Here is a 15,525-nt window from a genome sequence, read left to right on the forward strand (position 1 = left end):
TCAGGACAAGAAGGACCGACCGTGGCAGAGATCGTTCTCGAAGGCATCACCAAGCGCTACCCCGATGGCGCGGTGGCGGTGAAGGACGTCAACCTCAGTGTCGGGGACGGTGAGTTCGTCATCCTCGTCGGTCCCTCCGGCTGTGGTAAGTCCACCACCCTCAACATGATCGCCGGGCTGGAGGACATCACCGAGGGCACCCTCCTGATCGACGGGCAGGTCGTCAACGACAAAACCCCGAAGGACCGTGACATCGCCATGGTCTTCCAGAGCTACGCCCTCTACCCCCACATGAGTGTGCGCGACAACATGGGGTTCGCGCTCCGGCTGGCCAAAATGGACAAGGCGGCCATCCGCGAGAAGGTCGAAGAGGCCGCCCGCATCCTGGATCTGACGGAGCATCTGGACCGTAAGCCCGCCAACCTCTCCGGCGGTCAACGCCAACGGGTGGCGATGGGGCGGGCCATCGTGCGCGACCCCAAGGCGTTCTTGATGGACGAGCCGCTTTCCAATCTGGACGCGAAGCTCCGCGTCCAGATGCGCACCCAGATCTCCCGCCTCCAGCAACGCTTGGGCAGCACCACGGTCTACGTCACCCACGACCAGACCGAAGCCATGACCCTGGGCGACCGGGTGGTGGTGATGCGCGGGGGAGTGGTGCAGCAGATCGGCACCCCTCAACATCTCTACGAGCAGCCGAAGAACCTCTTCGTCGCCGGGTTCATCGGTTCGCCCGCGATGAACTTCCTGCACGCCACCGTGGAGGAGAGCCGCCTGCGCACATCGGTGGGCGACCTCGACCTCAGCGACCGGGTGCGCCGCACCCTCGAGCGGCACGACGCACCCCGTGACCTGATCGTGGGGCTGCGTCCGGAGGCCTTCGAGGACGCGGCCCTGGTGGAGGAGGGCAGGGTCGGATCGGGTACGACCTTCAGCGTGGACATCGACGTGGTCGAATCCCTGGGGTCCGATGTCTACGCCTACTTCACCGAGGACGAGTGGCAGCCCACCGCCACCTCCGAACTCGCCGAGCTCGCCGCCGACTCGGGGATGACCGACACCGGAGCGGGCGGGCACCAGATCGTCACCCGTCTCAACGCCTCCACGCAGGTGCGCGAGGGCAGCCGAGCCGAACTCTGGGTGGACACCACCAAGATGCACGTCTTCGACCCGGCCTCCGGGGCCAACCTGACCCTGTCCGACGAGCCTGTCGGCTGACCCGCTCCGAGCGGGATGAGCCGACGCGGCCGCTGATCTGCGGGGCCGGCCCGGCCGGCATCCGAAGAGCCGTCCAGATATTCGAGATCTGACTGAACCGGGACGGCGTCGGTTTCCGTATCCCCCGAGGGGATCCGCAACAGGGTGGAATCCCCGGTCTTGGTGACATCGTGGACGCCGGTCGTGACTGCGGCCGCGCAGCGATGACGGGGTATGGGGGAAAACGATGGTGGCCGCTGATTATCAGGTGCCCAGAAGCACCGTGCTTCCGGTCGATGCGGCGCGATGGGCGCTGTGGACGTTTGTCGTCGTCAACGTGGTGACAGTCGAGGCCTTGTTCATCAGCGCCGGTACCGGGAAGAACGGGGTGCTCACCACCGCCAAGTTCTTCGGGCTGCACGCCGCCTTGCTGATGCTGTTCCAACTGTTGTTGGTGGCCCGGTTGCCGTGGCTGGACCGCCGCATCGGCATGGACCGATTGACGGTGTGGCACCGGTGGGTCGGCTTCACTCTGCTGTGGACCGTCCTCACCCACGCCACGTTGGTGGTGCTCGGTTTCGCGACACTCGACGACGCGTCGATGGCCAAGACGTTCCTGGCGCTTGCCGGGGTGCCGGCCTCCCTCCTGGGCATGCTGGCGGCGGGCGTCATCGTGGTGATCGCCGCAGTGTCCACTCGTCCTCTTCGACGGCGGCTTCCCTACGAGGTCTGGCACGGACTTCACCTGATGCTGTACGTGGCACTGGGGCTGTCGTTCGTCCACCAGTTGATGGAGACAACGACCTTCACGTCGTCCGCGTTCGCGAGGGTCTACTGGTGGGCGCTGTGGCTGTTCGCGTTCGGCGCTCTGCTCGCCGGGCGGATTGTGGTGCCGGTGTGGCGCAACGCCTACCACGGGTTCCGGGTAGCGGCCGTGACGCCGGAGTCGGACAACGTGGTGTCGGTGCACGTGACCGGCCGCCACCTCGACAAACTGCCCGCTCGGGCCGGTCAGTTCTTCATCTGGCGGTTCCCCGGGCACAACCACTGGTGGTCGGCGAATCCCTTCTCGCTGTCGGCGGCGCCCAATGACCGCGGACTGCGTCTGACGGCGAAGGCGGTCGGCAGCGCGAGCACCGGCCTGCGGCACCTCCCGGTCGGGACCCGCGCCTACCTCGAAGGGCCGTACGGCGCGTTCACCTCCCTGCATCGCACGCGGCCCGGGGTGCTGCTGATCGCCGGCGGGGTGGGGATCACGCCCGTTCGGGCCCTGCTGGAGGAGGAATCCGCCGGCGATGTCGTCGTGCTCTACCGGGCCCGTAGTGAGCGGGACGCCGTGCTGGTGGACGAGGTGCGCGCACTCGCCGCCGCCCGCGGCGGGCGGCTGCACCTGCTCACCGGCCGGACAGGGCAGGGGAAGTCGCCGTTGGCAGCGGACAATCTCCTCGCGCTCGTCCCCGACATCACCGAACGCGACGTGTACGTCTGCGGCCCGCCCGCCATGACCTCGGCCGTGCTCAGCGGCCTGCGGAGTCTGAGGGTTCCCCGTCGACAGGTGCATGCCGAGAAATTCGGCCTGGCCTGAGGTCTGATCCGCACCGTGGAGACGGAGTGGGCGAGACGTGGGGGCCGACTCCCGGGGGGAGGGGCCGGCCGCGGTGCCGGGAAGGGCTGTCGCCCCGGCACCGCGGCCGCCGCGTCACTCTTCGTCGCGCAGCCGGGCGGCCAAGGCGTCCTCGTACTCACCGGCGTAGGCATTGTCCCGCCCGTACTCGTAGGCCAGCGCCGAGTCCAGGGAGCGGCCACGCGCCTCGTACCCCGCCGCGCGCCTCGCCGGCGATCCGGCCGGCGTCGGTGAGGAAGGCGAGGACGTCGGCCAGGCTGTCGGCGCCCTGCTGCTGAGACTGGTGGCGGGCGAGTTTGCACAGGCAGTTGCTGAGCTGTTCGTAACGCGGTGCCGGCCGGGTAGGCGGTGCAGAGAGCGTGTGTCAAGATTTCCCTCCGGAGCCGGAGGATCGATCATGAGTTCGTACGTTGCCGCGTTGCTCGGCGTCATGGCCCTGCTCGTCGCCTGTGGGGCAGCCGCCACCCTTGGTCGGGGCTGGCTGCCGCCCTGGTCGCGCGGCCGGATCGTCCGCCCGGCCCTCTTCGGTTGGGCGCAGCTCACCATGACTGCCGCACTTGTCGCTCAGCTGGTCGGCGGCTTGCTGATCAGCGCACCGGATGTCCGCTTCGTGGTGACGATGTCCGGTGCCGTTGTGATGTTGCTTGCCACGGGTTTGATCGGGCTGGCCCAGCGCCGACCGTTCAGCCGTTGATCATCTGGCCCGTGCGCAGTATCGAGCGGGTGAGGGAGTCGCCGGACCCGGCTACTCGATACGGCGCACGGGCTGCCCGCAGCGGCGTTCACGTGTCGATGCCGAAGTAGCCGGAGTGGAAGGTCCGCCCGGTGGTCCGGAACGGAGGAGAACGGAGGGCTACGACTGCGGCGAAACGGCTCGCCGAGCTCTAGGAGTTGTCCAACAACCCTTCGGTGGAGGGTTGTTCGCTGTACGGTGCGCTCGGATGCGAGCTGATGTGTCTCAACTTCCGGAACACGCCCGACGATCCCTCCGACCTGATCCGTGAGGTGGACGGCATGCCGTCCGAGGGCGGGCCGCTGATCGGCCCGTCGCCGGGCAACTGCCTCACCCACCCCCGCGCGGTCCGTCCCATCGGGCCCGGCCGCCGCCGCGGACCGCTGAACGCACCTGGCCCTGCCCGATCGAGGACTCCGCAGCCTCAGGAGGAAGGCACTGATGCCCGACGACGACGTCGAAATGCACGGTCCGGCGAACTGGGAGGGACCGCCACGCCGCTACGGTCCCGTCGCCCGGGTCGCCGTGCTCTCCGATGTGCACGCCAACATCCCCGCCCTCGACGCGGTGCTCGCCGAACCGGACGTCGCCTCGGCCGACCTCGTAGTTCTCTGCGGCGATCTGACCTGGGGGCCACAGCCGCAGGAGACGTACGAACGGATCGTCGCGCTGGGCGGGCGCGCCCTGTGCGTACGGGGCAACGCCGACCGCTACGCCGCGCAGATCGGCACGGCCGCGCGGGTCGCCGACACCCCGCGTCAGTCATGGGTCGTCGCACAGCACTCGCCCGAGGCGATCGCCTTCCTCGACCGCCTCCCCTTCGGGGTCGTCGTCGAGGTCGACGGGCTCGGGCCCGTGCACTTCTGCCACGGCTCGCCGCGCAGTGACCACGAACTGGTCACGCCGGGGACCCCTCCCGAGAGGTTCGCGGAACTGTCCGGGGCCGTCGACGCGCGGGTCCTGGTCACCGGACACGCACACCTCCAGTTCGACCGCGCCGTGGCGGGCCTGCGCAGCGTGAACCCGGGCAGCGTCGGGCTGCCGTACCACAGGGGTGAACCGGGCACCGCTTACTGGGCGTTGCTGGGCCCCGACGTCCGGCTCAGGACCAGCTGCTACGACGTCGCGGACGCTGTCGCGTGCGCCCGCCGCGCCGCCGACCCGGACGCGGAGCGTTACGTGGACACCCTGTCGAACGCGCCCGATCCGGAAGAGATCGTCCTGGAGGCGGAGACCCGGATCTTCGTGAATTGACTGCCGCCGCCACCTGTATGAGACCCGACGCCTGTTCGCCTGCATCGCCCCATCCGGCGCCTGATCGGATGGCGGCGCCGCCGACTGAGGCCGTGGGACCTTGCCCGACTCGGCGAGACGCCTGGTCATGGGCCGACGGGCAGCAGGATTCCCTCCGTGAGGTGGAGGAGTTCGGTGACGGTGGTGGGGAAGACAGTGTGGGGAGTTCCGGCGGCGGCCCAGAGTCGGGGGTATTCGCTCAGCGCCTCATCGACCACGGTGGGAAGGCGCTGAGGGTGGCCGACGGGAGCCACGCCTCCGATCGCCTGTCCGGTGGCCTGGCGTACCTGTTCCGGGGTGGCGCGCCGGAGTTTGCCCCGTCCCCAACGGGTGGCGAGAGCGGTGACGTCCACCTTGTGCCGACCGCTCGTCAGCACCAGTACCGCTTCGTCGTCCGACATGAAGACGAGGCTGTTGGCGATCGCGCCCACATCGCAGCCCAGGGCCGTGGCTGCTTCGGCGGCGGTGCGGGCCGACTCCGAGAGTTCGCGCACCTCGCTCACGATGCCGGCCGCGGCGAGGGCGCGGGCCACCTCCATGGTGCGAACGGGCAGGGACGTGCCTTCCTGGGGCGCCATGTGTCTCCTTCGTACGGCGGCACCGTCGAACGTTCCATAAACAGAACGTTCTGTTTATGGAACGATAGAGGCCTTCGGGGTGATGGAGCAACCACCCTCGGCGAGGAGTGGAGGCGCCATGGATCTGACTCGCGTCGGCCTGCGTTTGCGGGAGTTGCGCGAAGCGCAGGGGTTGACCCTGTCCGAACTGGCTCGCAGGTCCAGCATCGGCAAGGGGACACTGTCCGAATTGGAGAGCGGTCGCCGTAACCCCACCCTGGAGACGCTCTACGCCGTGACGACAGCGATCAAGGTCCCGCTGAGCGCCGCGCTGAGTGACCTCCCGTCTCCCGCCCAGATCTCCGGTGACGCCGTCGACGCCGTCCTCATCGAGCGATTCGAGGCCGAAGATTCGGTCGCGGAAACCTACCGGGTGCGCATCCGAGCCGGGACGAGGCAGGAGTCCGCCCCTCATGCGACCGGCACGTCGGAGCACGTCATCGTCCTCGCCGGCACCGCACGTGTCGGCGCACTCGATGCGCCTGTCCTGATCGGCCCCGGCATGCACGGCAGTTGGGCCGCCGATGCCACGCACCTGTATGAGGCACCCTCGGGAGACGTCGAGGCCCTGCTCGTCGTGCGTTACCCACAGTGAGGCATCACCGGCTCGGCATTCGTCGGTGCTCCCGCTTCTCGTACGAGGACTGCGCCAGGCGCGTGAGCGGGTTCGCCCCGGTGGCCGCGGCCGTGTCCGACAGGTTCGATCACCTCCCGTTCGAGGACGGGCCCCAGATCTACGCGTGAGGGAGCCGGCATGGCAGCCATCCATCGCACCACCATGACGCCTACCAGGCTGGAACTGCTCACCCGCTGACTTCCGCAGCAGAGCTGGTATCTGGGCGACGCGGAATCGCCGGAACTGGTCAAGGCGGGCGGGTTCCGCCTGGACGATCCGGATGGCGCGGTCGGGATCGAGTTCATGGTCGTGGCGGACGCCACCGCGCGGGAGCCGGTGGCGTATGCGGTGCCGCTGGGCTACCGCGGTGCGGCGCTGGAGGGCGTCCCCGGCGGGGCGTTGATCGGCACGTCCGAGCACGGGGTGCTCGGCACTCGGTGGATCCACGATGGCGTCCACGACCCGGTGGTGATGGCGCAGCTGCGCGCGCTCCTGCGCGGCGAGGCGGTGCCGCAGCACCAGAGCGAGAGCGACACCCCCGACCCGACCGTCACTGTGCACGGAACCGGCCCTGACGACGGGCTCGACGTTCAGGTCAACCGTGTCCTGCGGCCGGCGGAGGCCGCGCGGACGTCGTCCGTACGGCTTGTCGCCGGTTGGATGTGGCCGGACGGAACGGCTGCGCGGGGAGTGCTCGCGGCCGTCGCCCTGCGGTACGAGGTCGCGCGGGGACAGTAGGCGCGTGGTCGGGGTCGGCGGTTCGGGCCGCTGTCCCAGCGGCTGGGTGACGGGGTTCGTGCCGTGCGAGCGCGGTACGGCCCTTGGTCCACCGTTGCAGCCTGTTCCTGGAGCTCGATGGGGGTGAGCGGCGTCAGAGCCGCCAGGAGCGGAGGGCGTCGGCGATGTCGTAGATGCCCAGCCGGGTCTCGCGGACCTTTCTGATCAGGTCGGACAGAGCCCCGTAGGGAGGGTCGATCCCTTCCCCGGACTGGTCCATGTACTGGCCCGTGACGAAGGCGGCGAAGAGGCTGTTGCGGTGGGGCAGCGGTTCGAGACGCACGATGGTGTGCAGGAGCGCGGCCGCGCGCCACGCCGCGTCGGGGTTGGACGTGGCGAGGGTCGGCATGCGCGTCTTGTGGCGCGCGACAGCCGCCACGAGGGCCGAGTAGTCGGTGACCGTCACGTCGTCATTGCCGAGGGCGGCGTCCTGGACGTCGAGGAGCCAGGGGACATCGATGTACAGAGTCATCAGGCGGCTGTGGCTCCCTCACCGCGCTGCGACGGGGGAATCTCGTCCGGGAACGCCTCGTCGAACTCGGCGCGCAGCCTGTCCGCCCAGGAGACGGCGCCGGCCACGAACTGCTTGCGCTGCCCTTCGCGGACGCCGAGGTCGTGCATGTACTGCTTGAGACTCTTGCCCTCGGCCGCGGCGGACGCGCGCACGGCTTCCATCTCTTCCTCGGTGAAGGTCACATTCAGTGATGGCATACCGGCATGGTACCTACCCGGTACCTTCTCGCGCGACCCGTTGGGCGGTACGGCCGCGGTGGCGAACGACAGGTCGGGTCGGGTCCGTCGCTACTGGGGAGGATTGCCGTGTTTGCGGACCGGCAGGTCGGCGTGCTTGGTCCGCAGCATCGCGAGGGAGTCGATCAGGACCGCGCGGGTGTCGGCCGGGTCGATCACATCGTCGACGAGGCCGCGCTCGGCGGCGTAGTAGGGGTGCATCAGCTCGGCCTTGTACTCCTTGACCAGCCGCGCACGCATCGCCTCGGGGTCGTCCGCCTCAGCGATCTGCCGGCGGAAGACGACATTTGCCGCGCCCTCCGCGCCCATCACCGCGATCTCGTTCGTCGGCCACGCGAATGTCAGGTCGGCACCGATGGACTGCGAGTCCATCACGATGTAGGCGCCGCCGTACGCCTTGCGCAGGATCACCGAGACCCGCGGGACGGTCGCGTTGCAGTAGGCGTACAGCAGCTTCGCGCCGTGCCGGATGATCCCGCCGTGCTCCTGCGTCACCCCCGGCAGGAATCCGGGCACGTCCAGCAGGGTGACAATAGGGATGCTGAACGCGTCGCACATCTGCACGAAACGTGCGGCCTTCTCCGAGGCGGAGATGTCGAGCACTCCCGCCAGCGAGGCCGGCTGGTTGGCGACGATGCCGACGACCTGGCCGTCCAGACGGGCCAGCGCGCACACGATGTTGGTGGCCCACTGCTCATGGACCTCCAGGTGGGCGCCGTCGTCGACGATCTCCTCGATGACCCGCCGCATGTCGTAAGAGCGGTTTCCTTCGGCCGGTACCAGGTCCAGCAAGGTGTCGCCGCGCCGCCCGGCGGGGTCGTCGGACTCCTCCGCCGGCGGGTTCTCCCGGTTGTTCTGCGGCAGGAGCGACAGCAGGTAGCGGACCTCCTGGAGGCAGGTCCACTCGTCGTCGTAGGCGAAGTGCGCCACTCCGGACACCTCGGCGTGCACGTCCGCGCCGCCCAGGCCGTTCTGGGTGATCTCCTCGCCGGTCACCGCCTGGACCACGTCCGGACCGGTGATGAACATCTGCGAGGTCTCCCGCACCATGAACACGAAGTCCGTCAGCGCGGGCGCGTACGCGGCGCCACCCGCGCACGGCCCGAGCATCACGCTGATCTGCGGGATCACGCCCGAGGCGCGGGTGTTGCGGCGGAAGATGCCGCCGTATCCGGCCAGCGCCGACACGCCCTCCTGGATCCGGGCGCCGGCACCGTCGTTCAGCGACACCAGCGGCGCGCCCGCCGTCAGGGCCATGTCCATGACCTTGTGGATCTTCGTGGCGTGGGCTTCGCCCAGTGCTCCGCCGAAGATCCGGAAGTCGTGCGCGTAGACGAAGACGGTTCGGCCGTGGACCGTGCCCCAGCCGGTGATCACCCCGTCCGTGTAGGGGCGCTTGGCCTCCAGGCCGAAGCCTGTCGCACGATGTCGTCGCAACGGTTCCAGTTCGTGGAACGAGCCCTCGTCCAGGAGCAGTCCGATCCGCTCCCGTGCCGTCAGTTTGCCCTTCGCCCGCTGGGCTTCGGTCGCCTTCTCGCTCGGCCCGCGACGGACCTCCTCGCGGATCGCGGCCAGTTCTGTGACCCGCAGCCGCGTGCCCGCCGACGCGTCGGCAGTCGTCAGTACCTCCGCCATCACCGTTCCTGTTCGTCGTCGGTTCGTCACGGGCGCCGGGAGGGCCGACCCTCCCGGCGCGGGCCGGGTTCAGCCGAGGTCGGGGACCCAACTGCCGTGCAGTCCCAGCGGGACGGTCACCGGCAGGTGGACCACGGCCACGGGCTCCCCGGCGACGTCCTGGGCCGACAGCACGACCAGATCGCTCGCGCCGCGGTCGGGATCGGTGACCACGGTGAGCAGGTAGCCGTGGTCCTCGGCGCCGTCGGGGGAGGCCGGCGCGAACACGGCCTCGCTCACCGCGTGCCCGGCCGGGAAGGCGTGCGTCTCGGTCCGGCCGGTGCGGAAGTCCCGCTTGAGGACGGCCTCCCCGCTCCTGAGCTGGAAGGTGCCGAGGCCGGAGACGGTGTAGCCGTAGCGGTGCGGGCGGGACACCAGCCGCTCGTCGATCCGCGGGTACTCCTGTGCCCGGTCGTCCAGTGTCTCCTGGACGGCCTTGCCGCTCGCCAGGTCCAGTGTCCAGCGCTCGAGCACCGGCGGCGGGTTGTCGTCGAGCCGACCGCCCTGGAGCATCTTCGGGAACTTCACGAGGTCGATGACGACGTGCTCGCCGTCGTCGTAGGCGTTGAGGGTGTGGAAGACCCAGCACGGTTCCACCTCGAACCAGCGGATGTCGTCCGCGTCGCCGTCCCGCGGCAGCAGGCCCACCCGTGACGGGTGCGCGTCGTTCCAGGCGTACGGGAAGGACGCGCCGGTCATGGCCAGGTCCATGCTGAAGGTGACCGGGAGGTCGTAGATCACGGCGAACCGGTCGGTCAGCGCCAGGTCGTGTATGAGAGGGCTGTCCGACACCGGAATGTCCACCGTGCGGGTGATCAGCCCCGCTGCGTTCAGCACCGAGTACTGGACGTGCGGCCACCCCCAGAAGTACGCGATCGCGTGCAGGTCGCCGGTGTCCGGGTCGCGCTTGGTGTGCGCGGAGTAGGTGCCCGGCAGCGTGCCGCCGAAGTCGGTGGGGCCCAACGAGTCCAGTTCGTAACCCAGTTCGTACGGGGTCGCGCCGCCCTCGCCGAGCGCGAAGGTACGGCCGGCATGGCCGATGACGTGCGTGTTCGGCGCCGCGTCTATGTCGGAGAACAGCGGACCCGGCGTCCAGTCCTCGCCGAGCGCCGCCGAGATCGCCTTGGAACGCACCCACCGGTTGCGATACCACTCGGCCCGGCCGTCCCGCAGCCGTATCCCGTGGACCATGCCCGCGCCGAGGAACCAGTGGTAGGCCTCGGCGTCCTCCAGCCCCAGCGGGTTGGGGCCGTTGCGCAGATAACGCCCGTTCAGCTCGGCCGGAATGCGCCCCGTCACCGGCAGGTCGAGGGTCGTGGTCTCTTCCGTGGCCGGGGCGAACGGTCCTTCGAGATAGCGGTTGCCCATGGGTGCTCCCGTAGCGTCGGTCCGATACGCCGATGCTCACAGCGGGGGCTAAAGACCACCTTGCGTGCGACTACCGAGCGACTGCCGAGCCAGGTGTGACGTGGGTCACCGACCCGGCCACGTACGTGCTTTCGCTGATGCGTACAGATATTCGGCCGTGGCAGGCTCGAGCGGCCAGATCGTAGGAGTCGAAGTACACCTGACGGGGGCAAGTTCATGCGCTACGAGATCCTTGGTCCGCTCCGCGTCACAGACGAAGGGGAGGTCGTCACGGTCAGCGCTCGCAAGATGCAGGTGCTGATGGCGGCCCTGCTGATCCGCTCGGGAGAGATTGTCTCCTGTGAACAGCTCATCGCGGAGATCTGGGGCGACAAGCCGCCCCGGCAGGCCACCGCCGCCTTGTACGTCTACATTTCGCAGCTCCGCAAGATCCTCGAACGGCCCGGCGGACCGCGCGTCATCGTCACCGGCCCGCCCGGCTACCTGATCGCGCCGCAGGAGGGCCAACTGGACCTCCACACCTTCCAGGACCTGGTCAACCAGGGCCGCGCGGCGGTGCGTGAACGCCGCCACGGCGACGCGGTCGCCCATTTGACGTCGGCCCTGGACCTGTGGCGAGGGCCTGCCCCCGTCGACACCTCCAGCGGTCCCATCATCACCGGGTTCACCGCCTGGCTGGACCAGATGCGGCTGGAGTGCACCGAGAAGCTCGTGCAGGCCAACCTCGAACTCGGGCTGCACAGCGAGCTGATCCCGCTGCTGTTCGCACTGATCGCCGAGTATCCCCTGCACGAGGCCTTCTACCGGCAGTTGATGCTCGCGCTGTACCACTCCGAGCGGCGCGCCGACGCGCTTCAGGTCTACCGTTCGGCACGTCAGGTGCTCCAGCGGGAGCTGGGCCTGGAACCCGGGCGCGGGCTACGCGAGTTGCACCAGGGCATCCTCGGGACCGACTACTCCGATATCCGGCAGGTGGTGTGACCGTGGGGCGCAGCACCTGGTTCCGTGGCTATGCGGCGGCCCCGCAGGGCGTGCCGAGGCTGCTCTGCCTGCCGCACGCGGGCGGCAGCGCGAGCTTCTACCACCCGCTGGCACGGCGGCTCGGCGCGGACATGGAGACGCTGGCGGTGCAGTACCCGGGCAGGCAGGACCGGCGGACGGAGGAACCGGTCACGGACATCGGACGCCTGGCCGGGCACGTCGTGGCGGCGCTGGACGCCGAGGACGACCGCCCGCTCGCGCTGTTCGGGCACAGCATGGGCGCGGTCGTGGCCTTCGAGACCGCCCGGCAGCTGTCGGCAGCCGGCCGGCCGCCCGCCGTCCTGATCGTCTCGGGACGCAGGGCGCCCTCACGCCAGGTTCCCGAGACCGTCCACCGCCGCGACGACGCCGGCGTCCTGGACGAGCTGCGCAAGCTCGCGGGCACCGACGCCCGGGTGCTGGGCGACCCGGAACTGCTGGAGATGATCCTGCCGGCGATTCGCGCGGACTACCGGGCACTGGCCGGCTACGGCCTTTCGGCCGCCGTCGTGGACTGTCCGCTGGTCGCGCTGACCGGTGACCGCGACCCCGTCACACCTGTCGAGGACGCCCTCGCCTGGTCCGAGCACACCACGGCGGCCTTCGCGTCCCAGGTGTTCCCCGGTGGTCACTTCTATCTGGCGGAACAGCAGGACGAAGTGGTGCGGGCGATCCGCGACTCGGTGAAGACCTGGGCGTGACAGGGGAGGGCCCGCCGGCTGCTCGCTCGGGCCGGCGGGCCCTCCGCGTACCACCCCTCGCCGCGTCGGCAGCCGCACATACGACTGCAGCGGCGACGCGTACGCCGGCAGCCCTGTCGCCCTCAGTCGGTGGCGCCGTGGCCGGCCGGCTCCGTGGCCGGTGCGGCGTGCGTGGCCCGCGTCCCCGTGGCATACGGGGGCAGGGACTCCAGGGACTCCTTCACCTCGTGCAGCACGTCGGCGGCCTCGGCGCCGTCCACCACCCGGTGGTCGAAGGCGAGGTTCAGCCGCAGCAGCGGGGCGGTCGTGATCTCCCCCGCGCGGACAACCGGCCGTTCCTCCACCTGGCCGAGCCCGAACGTGAGGGTGGTGCCGCCCACCGAGTGGAAGCCCTGTACGGCGCGGTGACCCAGCGAGGTCACCGCGAAGCCGCCCATCATCGCCTCCCGCCGCCCCAGTGAACGCCGTGACAGCCTGAATACGGCGCGGCCGACGGGCTCCGGCAGCCGCTGGAGCGAGCGCACGGGCGCGAACTCCGGCATCGTCTCCGGATCTCCGTCCCGGTAGCGCGCCACCTGCCGCTGGATGTCCGCGAGCGACGCCGTGTCCAGCCGGGGCAGCACAGCCGACAGCACCACCCGCCGGCCGCCCAGTCGCTTGTCCAGGGTGATCTTGGCGGAAGCGCCGGTGAAGGAGTGCACTCGATGGCCGAACAGGCCTCGGTGTACAGCCGCGTTGGCGTCCGGGTGGGCCGCGACGACCCGCGCCGCCGTGTGCAGGATGTAGGTGAGCGTCGAGTAGGTCTCACCGTCCGCTCTGGCCGCCGCACGGTGAGAGAGCACCCTTGTCATGTCGACGTCGGTGTCGAGGAAGACCGGCGCGAAGTCGGCGACATGGCCGAGGAAGTACAGGGTGTGCAGCCGCGCGCGGGGGAAGGGGGCGCCGTTCACCGCGGCACCGCCAGGGCGTAGACATGGGCGAGGCTGGGAGCCTCCAGGACGTCCGGCAGGGACAGGGGCCGGCCGGTCTCGCGTTCCAGGACGGTCAGCAACGTCAGCAGATGCAGTGAGTCCCAGCCGGGCAGCGCGTCGAAGCCCGCGTCCACGTTCTCCCGGGTCACCTCCAGGCCTGTCTCGTCGCGGACCAGGACGACGAAGTCGTCGATGCTGTTCACAGCGTGTTCTCCTCGTGGGCCGTGGAGGCCGGGCCGGTACCGGCCCGGTCGTCCAGCGTGATGTGGGGCGGCGGCGCGAGAAGTTCCGCCAGATCGTGGCGGAACGCGGTCTCGGTCTCGTCCCGCCCGACCACCTCGAACCCGCCGCGTTCCAGGAAGTCCCGCACCTTGCCGTTCTTCGCCGTCAACCGGTGACTGCCGGTCACCTCCCTGACACCGTCGGCACGGGCGGCGCGCAACACCGCTGCCAGGCAGGCCTGTTCGATGCCGCGGGAGAACACCCGGCAGCTCAGCAGGAAGTTGCCGATGTCCAGCCGGTCGCCCTCGCGGCGCAGCAGCACCGCCCCTATCAGCCCGTGGTCGCCGAAGCGGTCGGCGGCACTGATGGTCAGCACCAAGGCGCTCGGATCGGCGAGCAGGTCACCGACCGCGGCCGGCTGGAGCCGTACCGTCGTCAGGTTGAACTGATTGGTGCGCAGAGTCAGTTGGGAGACCCGGGTGATGTCACCGGACTCGGCCGGGGCGAGCCGCACCCTGGTGTCCAGTTCGCGCAGGTAGCCGTCGAGGGAGTCGAAGCTCTCCAGGAACGTCCTGCGCTCGACCTCCTGGCGGTAACGGGCCGGACGGGCCCGGTCGTCGGCGGTCAGCCCGGCCACGTCGAAGTGCCCGTCGGCCAGCAGGCGCCCGGCATGCCGCGCGGGCTCCTCGTCGAGCTGCACGACGGCCACCTCCGGCAGCTCGTGCCGGACCAGGCCGCACTCGTAGGGGTTGTCGTCCACGAACACGAAGCTGTCGGTGCCGAGGTTGAGCGTCTGGGCGAGTTCCCGCAGGCTCTCGTGCTTCGGCCGCCAGCTCGCGGCGACGCTGACGAAGTCCTCCTCCTTCAGCACCATGCCGGGATGGCCGCGCAGCACTTCCCGCACGGCCTCCGGGTCGTTCTTGCTGACGATCGCCAACAGAACGCCCTGGGAGCCCAGTTGCCGTACCACGCGCTGAAAGTCCTGGAACGCCGCACCGCGGTACCCGTCGCCCAGCTCGATGCCCTCCGGCCCGTCTTCGCCGAGCACACCGCCCCACAGGGTCCCGTCGAGGTCGAGCGCGAGCACCTTCTTGCTGCGTCCCGTGAGCCGGCGCGCGACCGGGCCGATCTGCCGGGCGTAGCGGCCGAGCAGCGCCGGTGAGAGGTTCGCGTGGGCGTAGGCGCGCAGCCGGGCGTCTTCCACCGCGACCCCTTCGGCGGTCAGGGCGCCGAGATCCACCACGACCACCGACGGATACAGCTCGGGCAACGCCAGCAGCCGGGCGTTCGCCTCGTACCAGAGCCGCGCCAGCCGGGCCCGTGCGCTCTGGTCGGTGGTCAGCGCCGCGAAGGAACCAGGCAGCGGCAGGGTGTTGAGGACGAGCACGGCCTTGCTGCGCTCGGTGAAGCGGGCCGTGAGCCCCTCGACCGCGCGGACCTTCTCCTCCAGCGCGCGGGCGACGTCGTCGACGTCCCAGGGTGACGGCAGCGCGTCCAGTACCACAGCGTGATCCAGCAGACAGAGCACCAGGTCGGGGGATGCCGCGTACAGGCCGCTCTCCGGGTCGGCCAGGTCGAAGACCCAGGAGTCGAAGTCGGACACCACGGGGCGGACGACGATGCCCGCCCTGGCGAACTCGGTGGTCAGTGCGGGGACGAGTTCCGCGAGGGTGCCGTGCCCGGTGACGGCGACGGTGAGGGCGGCGAGCCCCGGATGCGCCGACAGCAGGGCGGCCGGATCGAGTGCGGCCAGCCGGCGGCCCGCGGTGGCCCGCCCGTGGTCGTCGAGCGTGTCGAGCATCGGACCGATCCGGGGGAATTCCGCGAGGAGCGTGCCGTTCCTCTGCAGGGCCAGCAGTTCGTTCAACGCGTCCGGTCGGCTCGTCACCATTGCGGTCCTTCCGGGAAACGGGCAGGGCTCGGGCTGTGCGACCCACATTCCGAGACGGCCCTAAAGACGCG

Annotated in this window: 15 protein-coding genes and 2 pseudogenes; 8 read left to right on the forward strand and 9 right to left on the reverse strand. The window is 69.9% G+C overall.

Annotated elements, in window-relative coordinates; genetic code table 11:
- Window positions 1–21 precede the first annotated feature (21 nt).
- Both OG788_RS44540 and OG788_RS44545 read left to right on the forward strand, forming a co-directional pair.
- Window positions 22–1,218, forward strand: coding sequence for an ABC transporter ATP-binding protein (locus OG788_RS44540; RefSeq protein ID WP_406376571.1), 1,197 nt, complete (start codon window positions 22–24; stop codon window positions 1,216–1,218).
- Between the two features lie 247 nt (window positions 1,219–1,465).
- Complete coding sequence (locus OG788_RS44545; RefSeq protein ID WP_406376572.1) at window positions 1,466–2,782, forward strand: ferric reductase-like transmembrane domain-containing protein; 1,317 nt, start codon at window positions 1,466–1,468, stop codon at window positions 2,780–2,782.
- 135 nt (window positions 2,783–2,917) lie between these two features.
- Here OG788_RS44545 and OG788_RS44550 read toward each other — a convergent pair.
- A pseudogene (locus OG788_RS44550) lies at window positions 2,918–3,155 on the reverse strand (hypothetical protein); the annotation flags it as partial.
- Window positions 3,156–3,218: 63 nt separating this feature from the next.
- Here OG788_RS44550 and OG788_RS44555 point away from each other — a divergent pair.
- Both OG788_RS44555 and OG788_RS44560 read left to right on the forward strand, forming a co-directional pair.
- Window positions 3,219–3,515 carry a hypothetical protein gene (locus OG788_RS44555; protein WP_356756269.1) on the forward strand — a complete coding sequence of 99 codons (297 nt, stop codon included), beginning with the start codon at window positions 3,219–3,221 and terminating at the stop codon, window positions 3,513–3,515.
- 480 nt (window positions 3,516–3,995) lie between these two features.
- Window positions 3,996–4,808, forward strand: coding sequence for a metallophosphoesterase family protein (locus tag OG788_RS44560; RefSeq protein ID WP_406376573.1), 813 nt, complete (start codon window positions 3,996–3,998; stop codon window positions 4,806–4,808).
- 125 nt (window positions 4,809–4,933) lie between these two features.
- Here the strand turns inward: OG788_RS44560 and OG788_RS44565 are convergent, their stop codons facing one another.
- On the reverse strand, window positions 4,934–5,425 hold the full coding sequence (locus tag OG788_RS44565; protein ID WP_406376574.1) for a YbaK/EbsC family protein: 492 nt from the start codon (window positions 5,423–5,425) through the stop codon (window positions 4,934–4,936).
- Between the two features lie 118 nt (window positions 5,426–5,543).
- On the opposite strand from OG788_RS44565, the gene OG788_RS44570 reads away from it, so the two are divergent.
- Together OG788_RS44570 and OG788_RS44575 are read left to right on the forward strand one after the other, a co-directional pair.
- Window positions 5,544–6,059, forward strand: a complete 516-nt coding sequence (locus OG788_RS44570) for a helix-turn-helix domain-containing protein (RefSeq protein ID WP_406376575.1) — start codon at window positions 5,544–5,546, stop codon at window positions 6,057–6,059.
- Window positions 6,060–6,218: 159 nt separating this feature from the next.
- Window positions 6,219–6,818 (forward strand): annotated as a pseudogene (locus OG788_RS44575) (maltokinase N-terminal cap-like domain-containing protein).
- A 133-nt stretch (window positions 6,819–6,951) separates the two neighbouring features.
- Here the strand turns inward: OG788_RS44575 and OG788_RS44580 are convergent.
- The 4 genes from OG788_RS44580 to OG788_RS44595 all read right to left on the reverse strand — a co-directional run bounded on the left by OG788_RS44580 (window position 6,952) and on the right by OG788_RS44595 (window position 10,649).
- On the reverse strand, window positions 6,952–7,329 hold the full coding sequence (locus OG788_RS44580) for a toxin Doc (RefSeq protein ID WP_351557172.1): 378 nt from the start codon (window positions 7,327–7,329) through the stop codon (window positions 6,952–6,954).
- The gene (locus tag OG788_RS44585; RefSeq protein WP_351557169.1) at window positions 7,329–7,568 is read right to left on the reverse strand and encodes a hypothetical protein; all 240 of its coding nucleotides are present in this window, start codon (window positions 7,566–7,568) and stop codon (window positions 7,329–7,331) included. Before OG788_RS44585 ends, OG788_RS44580 begins: the two co-directional genes overlap by 1 nt.
- A 90-nt stretch (window positions 7,569–7,658) precedes the next feature.
- Window positions 7,659–9,242 (reverse strand): acyl-CoA carboxylase subunit beta, encoded by a 1,584-nt coding sequence (locus OG788_RS44590; protein WP_406376576.1) that lies wholly within the window; start codon window positions 9,240–9,242, stop codon window positions 7,659–7,661.
- 69 nt (window positions 9,243–9,311) lie between these two features.
- Window positions 9,312–10,649 (reverse strand): carotenoid oxygenase family protein, encoded by a 1,338-nt coding sequence (locus tag OG788_RS44595; RefSeq protein WP_406376577.1) that lies wholly within the window; start codon window positions 10,647–10,649, stop codon window positions 9,312–9,314.
- 216 nt (window positions 10,650–10,865) lie between these two features.
- Here OG788_RS44595 and OG788_RS44600 point away from each other — a divergent pair, with 216 nt between their 5' ends.
- Window positions 10,866–11,630: an AfsR/SARP family transcriptional regulator gene (locus OG788_RS44600; protein WP_356756285.1), complete on the forward strand. Its 765-nt coding sequence runs from the start codon at window positions 10,866–10,868 to the stop codon at window positions 11,628–11,630.
- A gap of 2 nt (window positions 11,631–11,632) precedes the next feature.
- Window positions 11,633–12,370: a thioesterase II family protein gene (locus tag OG788_RS44605; protein ID WP_406376578.1), complete on the forward strand. Its 738-nt coding sequence runs from the start codon at window positions 11,633–11,635 to the stop codon at window positions 12,368–12,370.
- A gap of 122 nt (window positions 12,371–12,492) precedes the next feature.
- On the opposite strand, the gene OG788_RS44610 is transcribed toward OG788_RS44605, so the two are convergent.
- The 3 genes from OG788_RS44610 to OG788_RS44620 are packed head-to-tail and all read right to left on the reverse strand — an operon-like array spanning window position 12,493 to window position 15,454.
- Entirely contained in the window at window positions 12,493–13,320 is an 828-nt protein-coding gene (locus OG788_RS44610) for a 2-oxo acid dehydrogenase subunit E2 (protein ID WP_406376579.1), read from the reverse strand.
- Window positions 13,317–13,544 carry a phosphopantetheine-binding protein gene (locus tag OG788_RS44615; protein ID WP_351555863.1) on the reverse strand — a complete coding sequence of 76 codons (228 nt, stop codon included), beginning with the start codon at window positions 13,542–13,544 and terminating at the stop codon, window positions 13,317–13,319. Before OG788_RS44615 ends, OG788_RS44610 begins: the two co-directional genes overlap by 4 nt.
- The gene (locus OG788_RS44620; protein ID WP_406376580.1) at window positions 13,541–15,454 is read right to left on the reverse strand and encodes an HAD-IIIC family phosphatase; all 1,914 of its coding nucleotides are present in this window, start codon (window positions 15,452–15,454) and stop codon (window positions 13,541–13,543) included. The genes OG788_RS44615 and OG788_RS44620 overlap by 4 nt, the downstream gene beginning before the upstream one ends.
- Between the last annotated feature and the right edge of the window lie 71 nt (window positions 15,455–15,525).

Origin of the sequence: Streptomyces sp. NBC_00647, from assembly GCF_045207245.1 — a bacterium.
GTDB lineage: Bacteria > Actinomycetota > Actinomycetes > Streptomycetales > Streptomycetaceae > Streptomyces.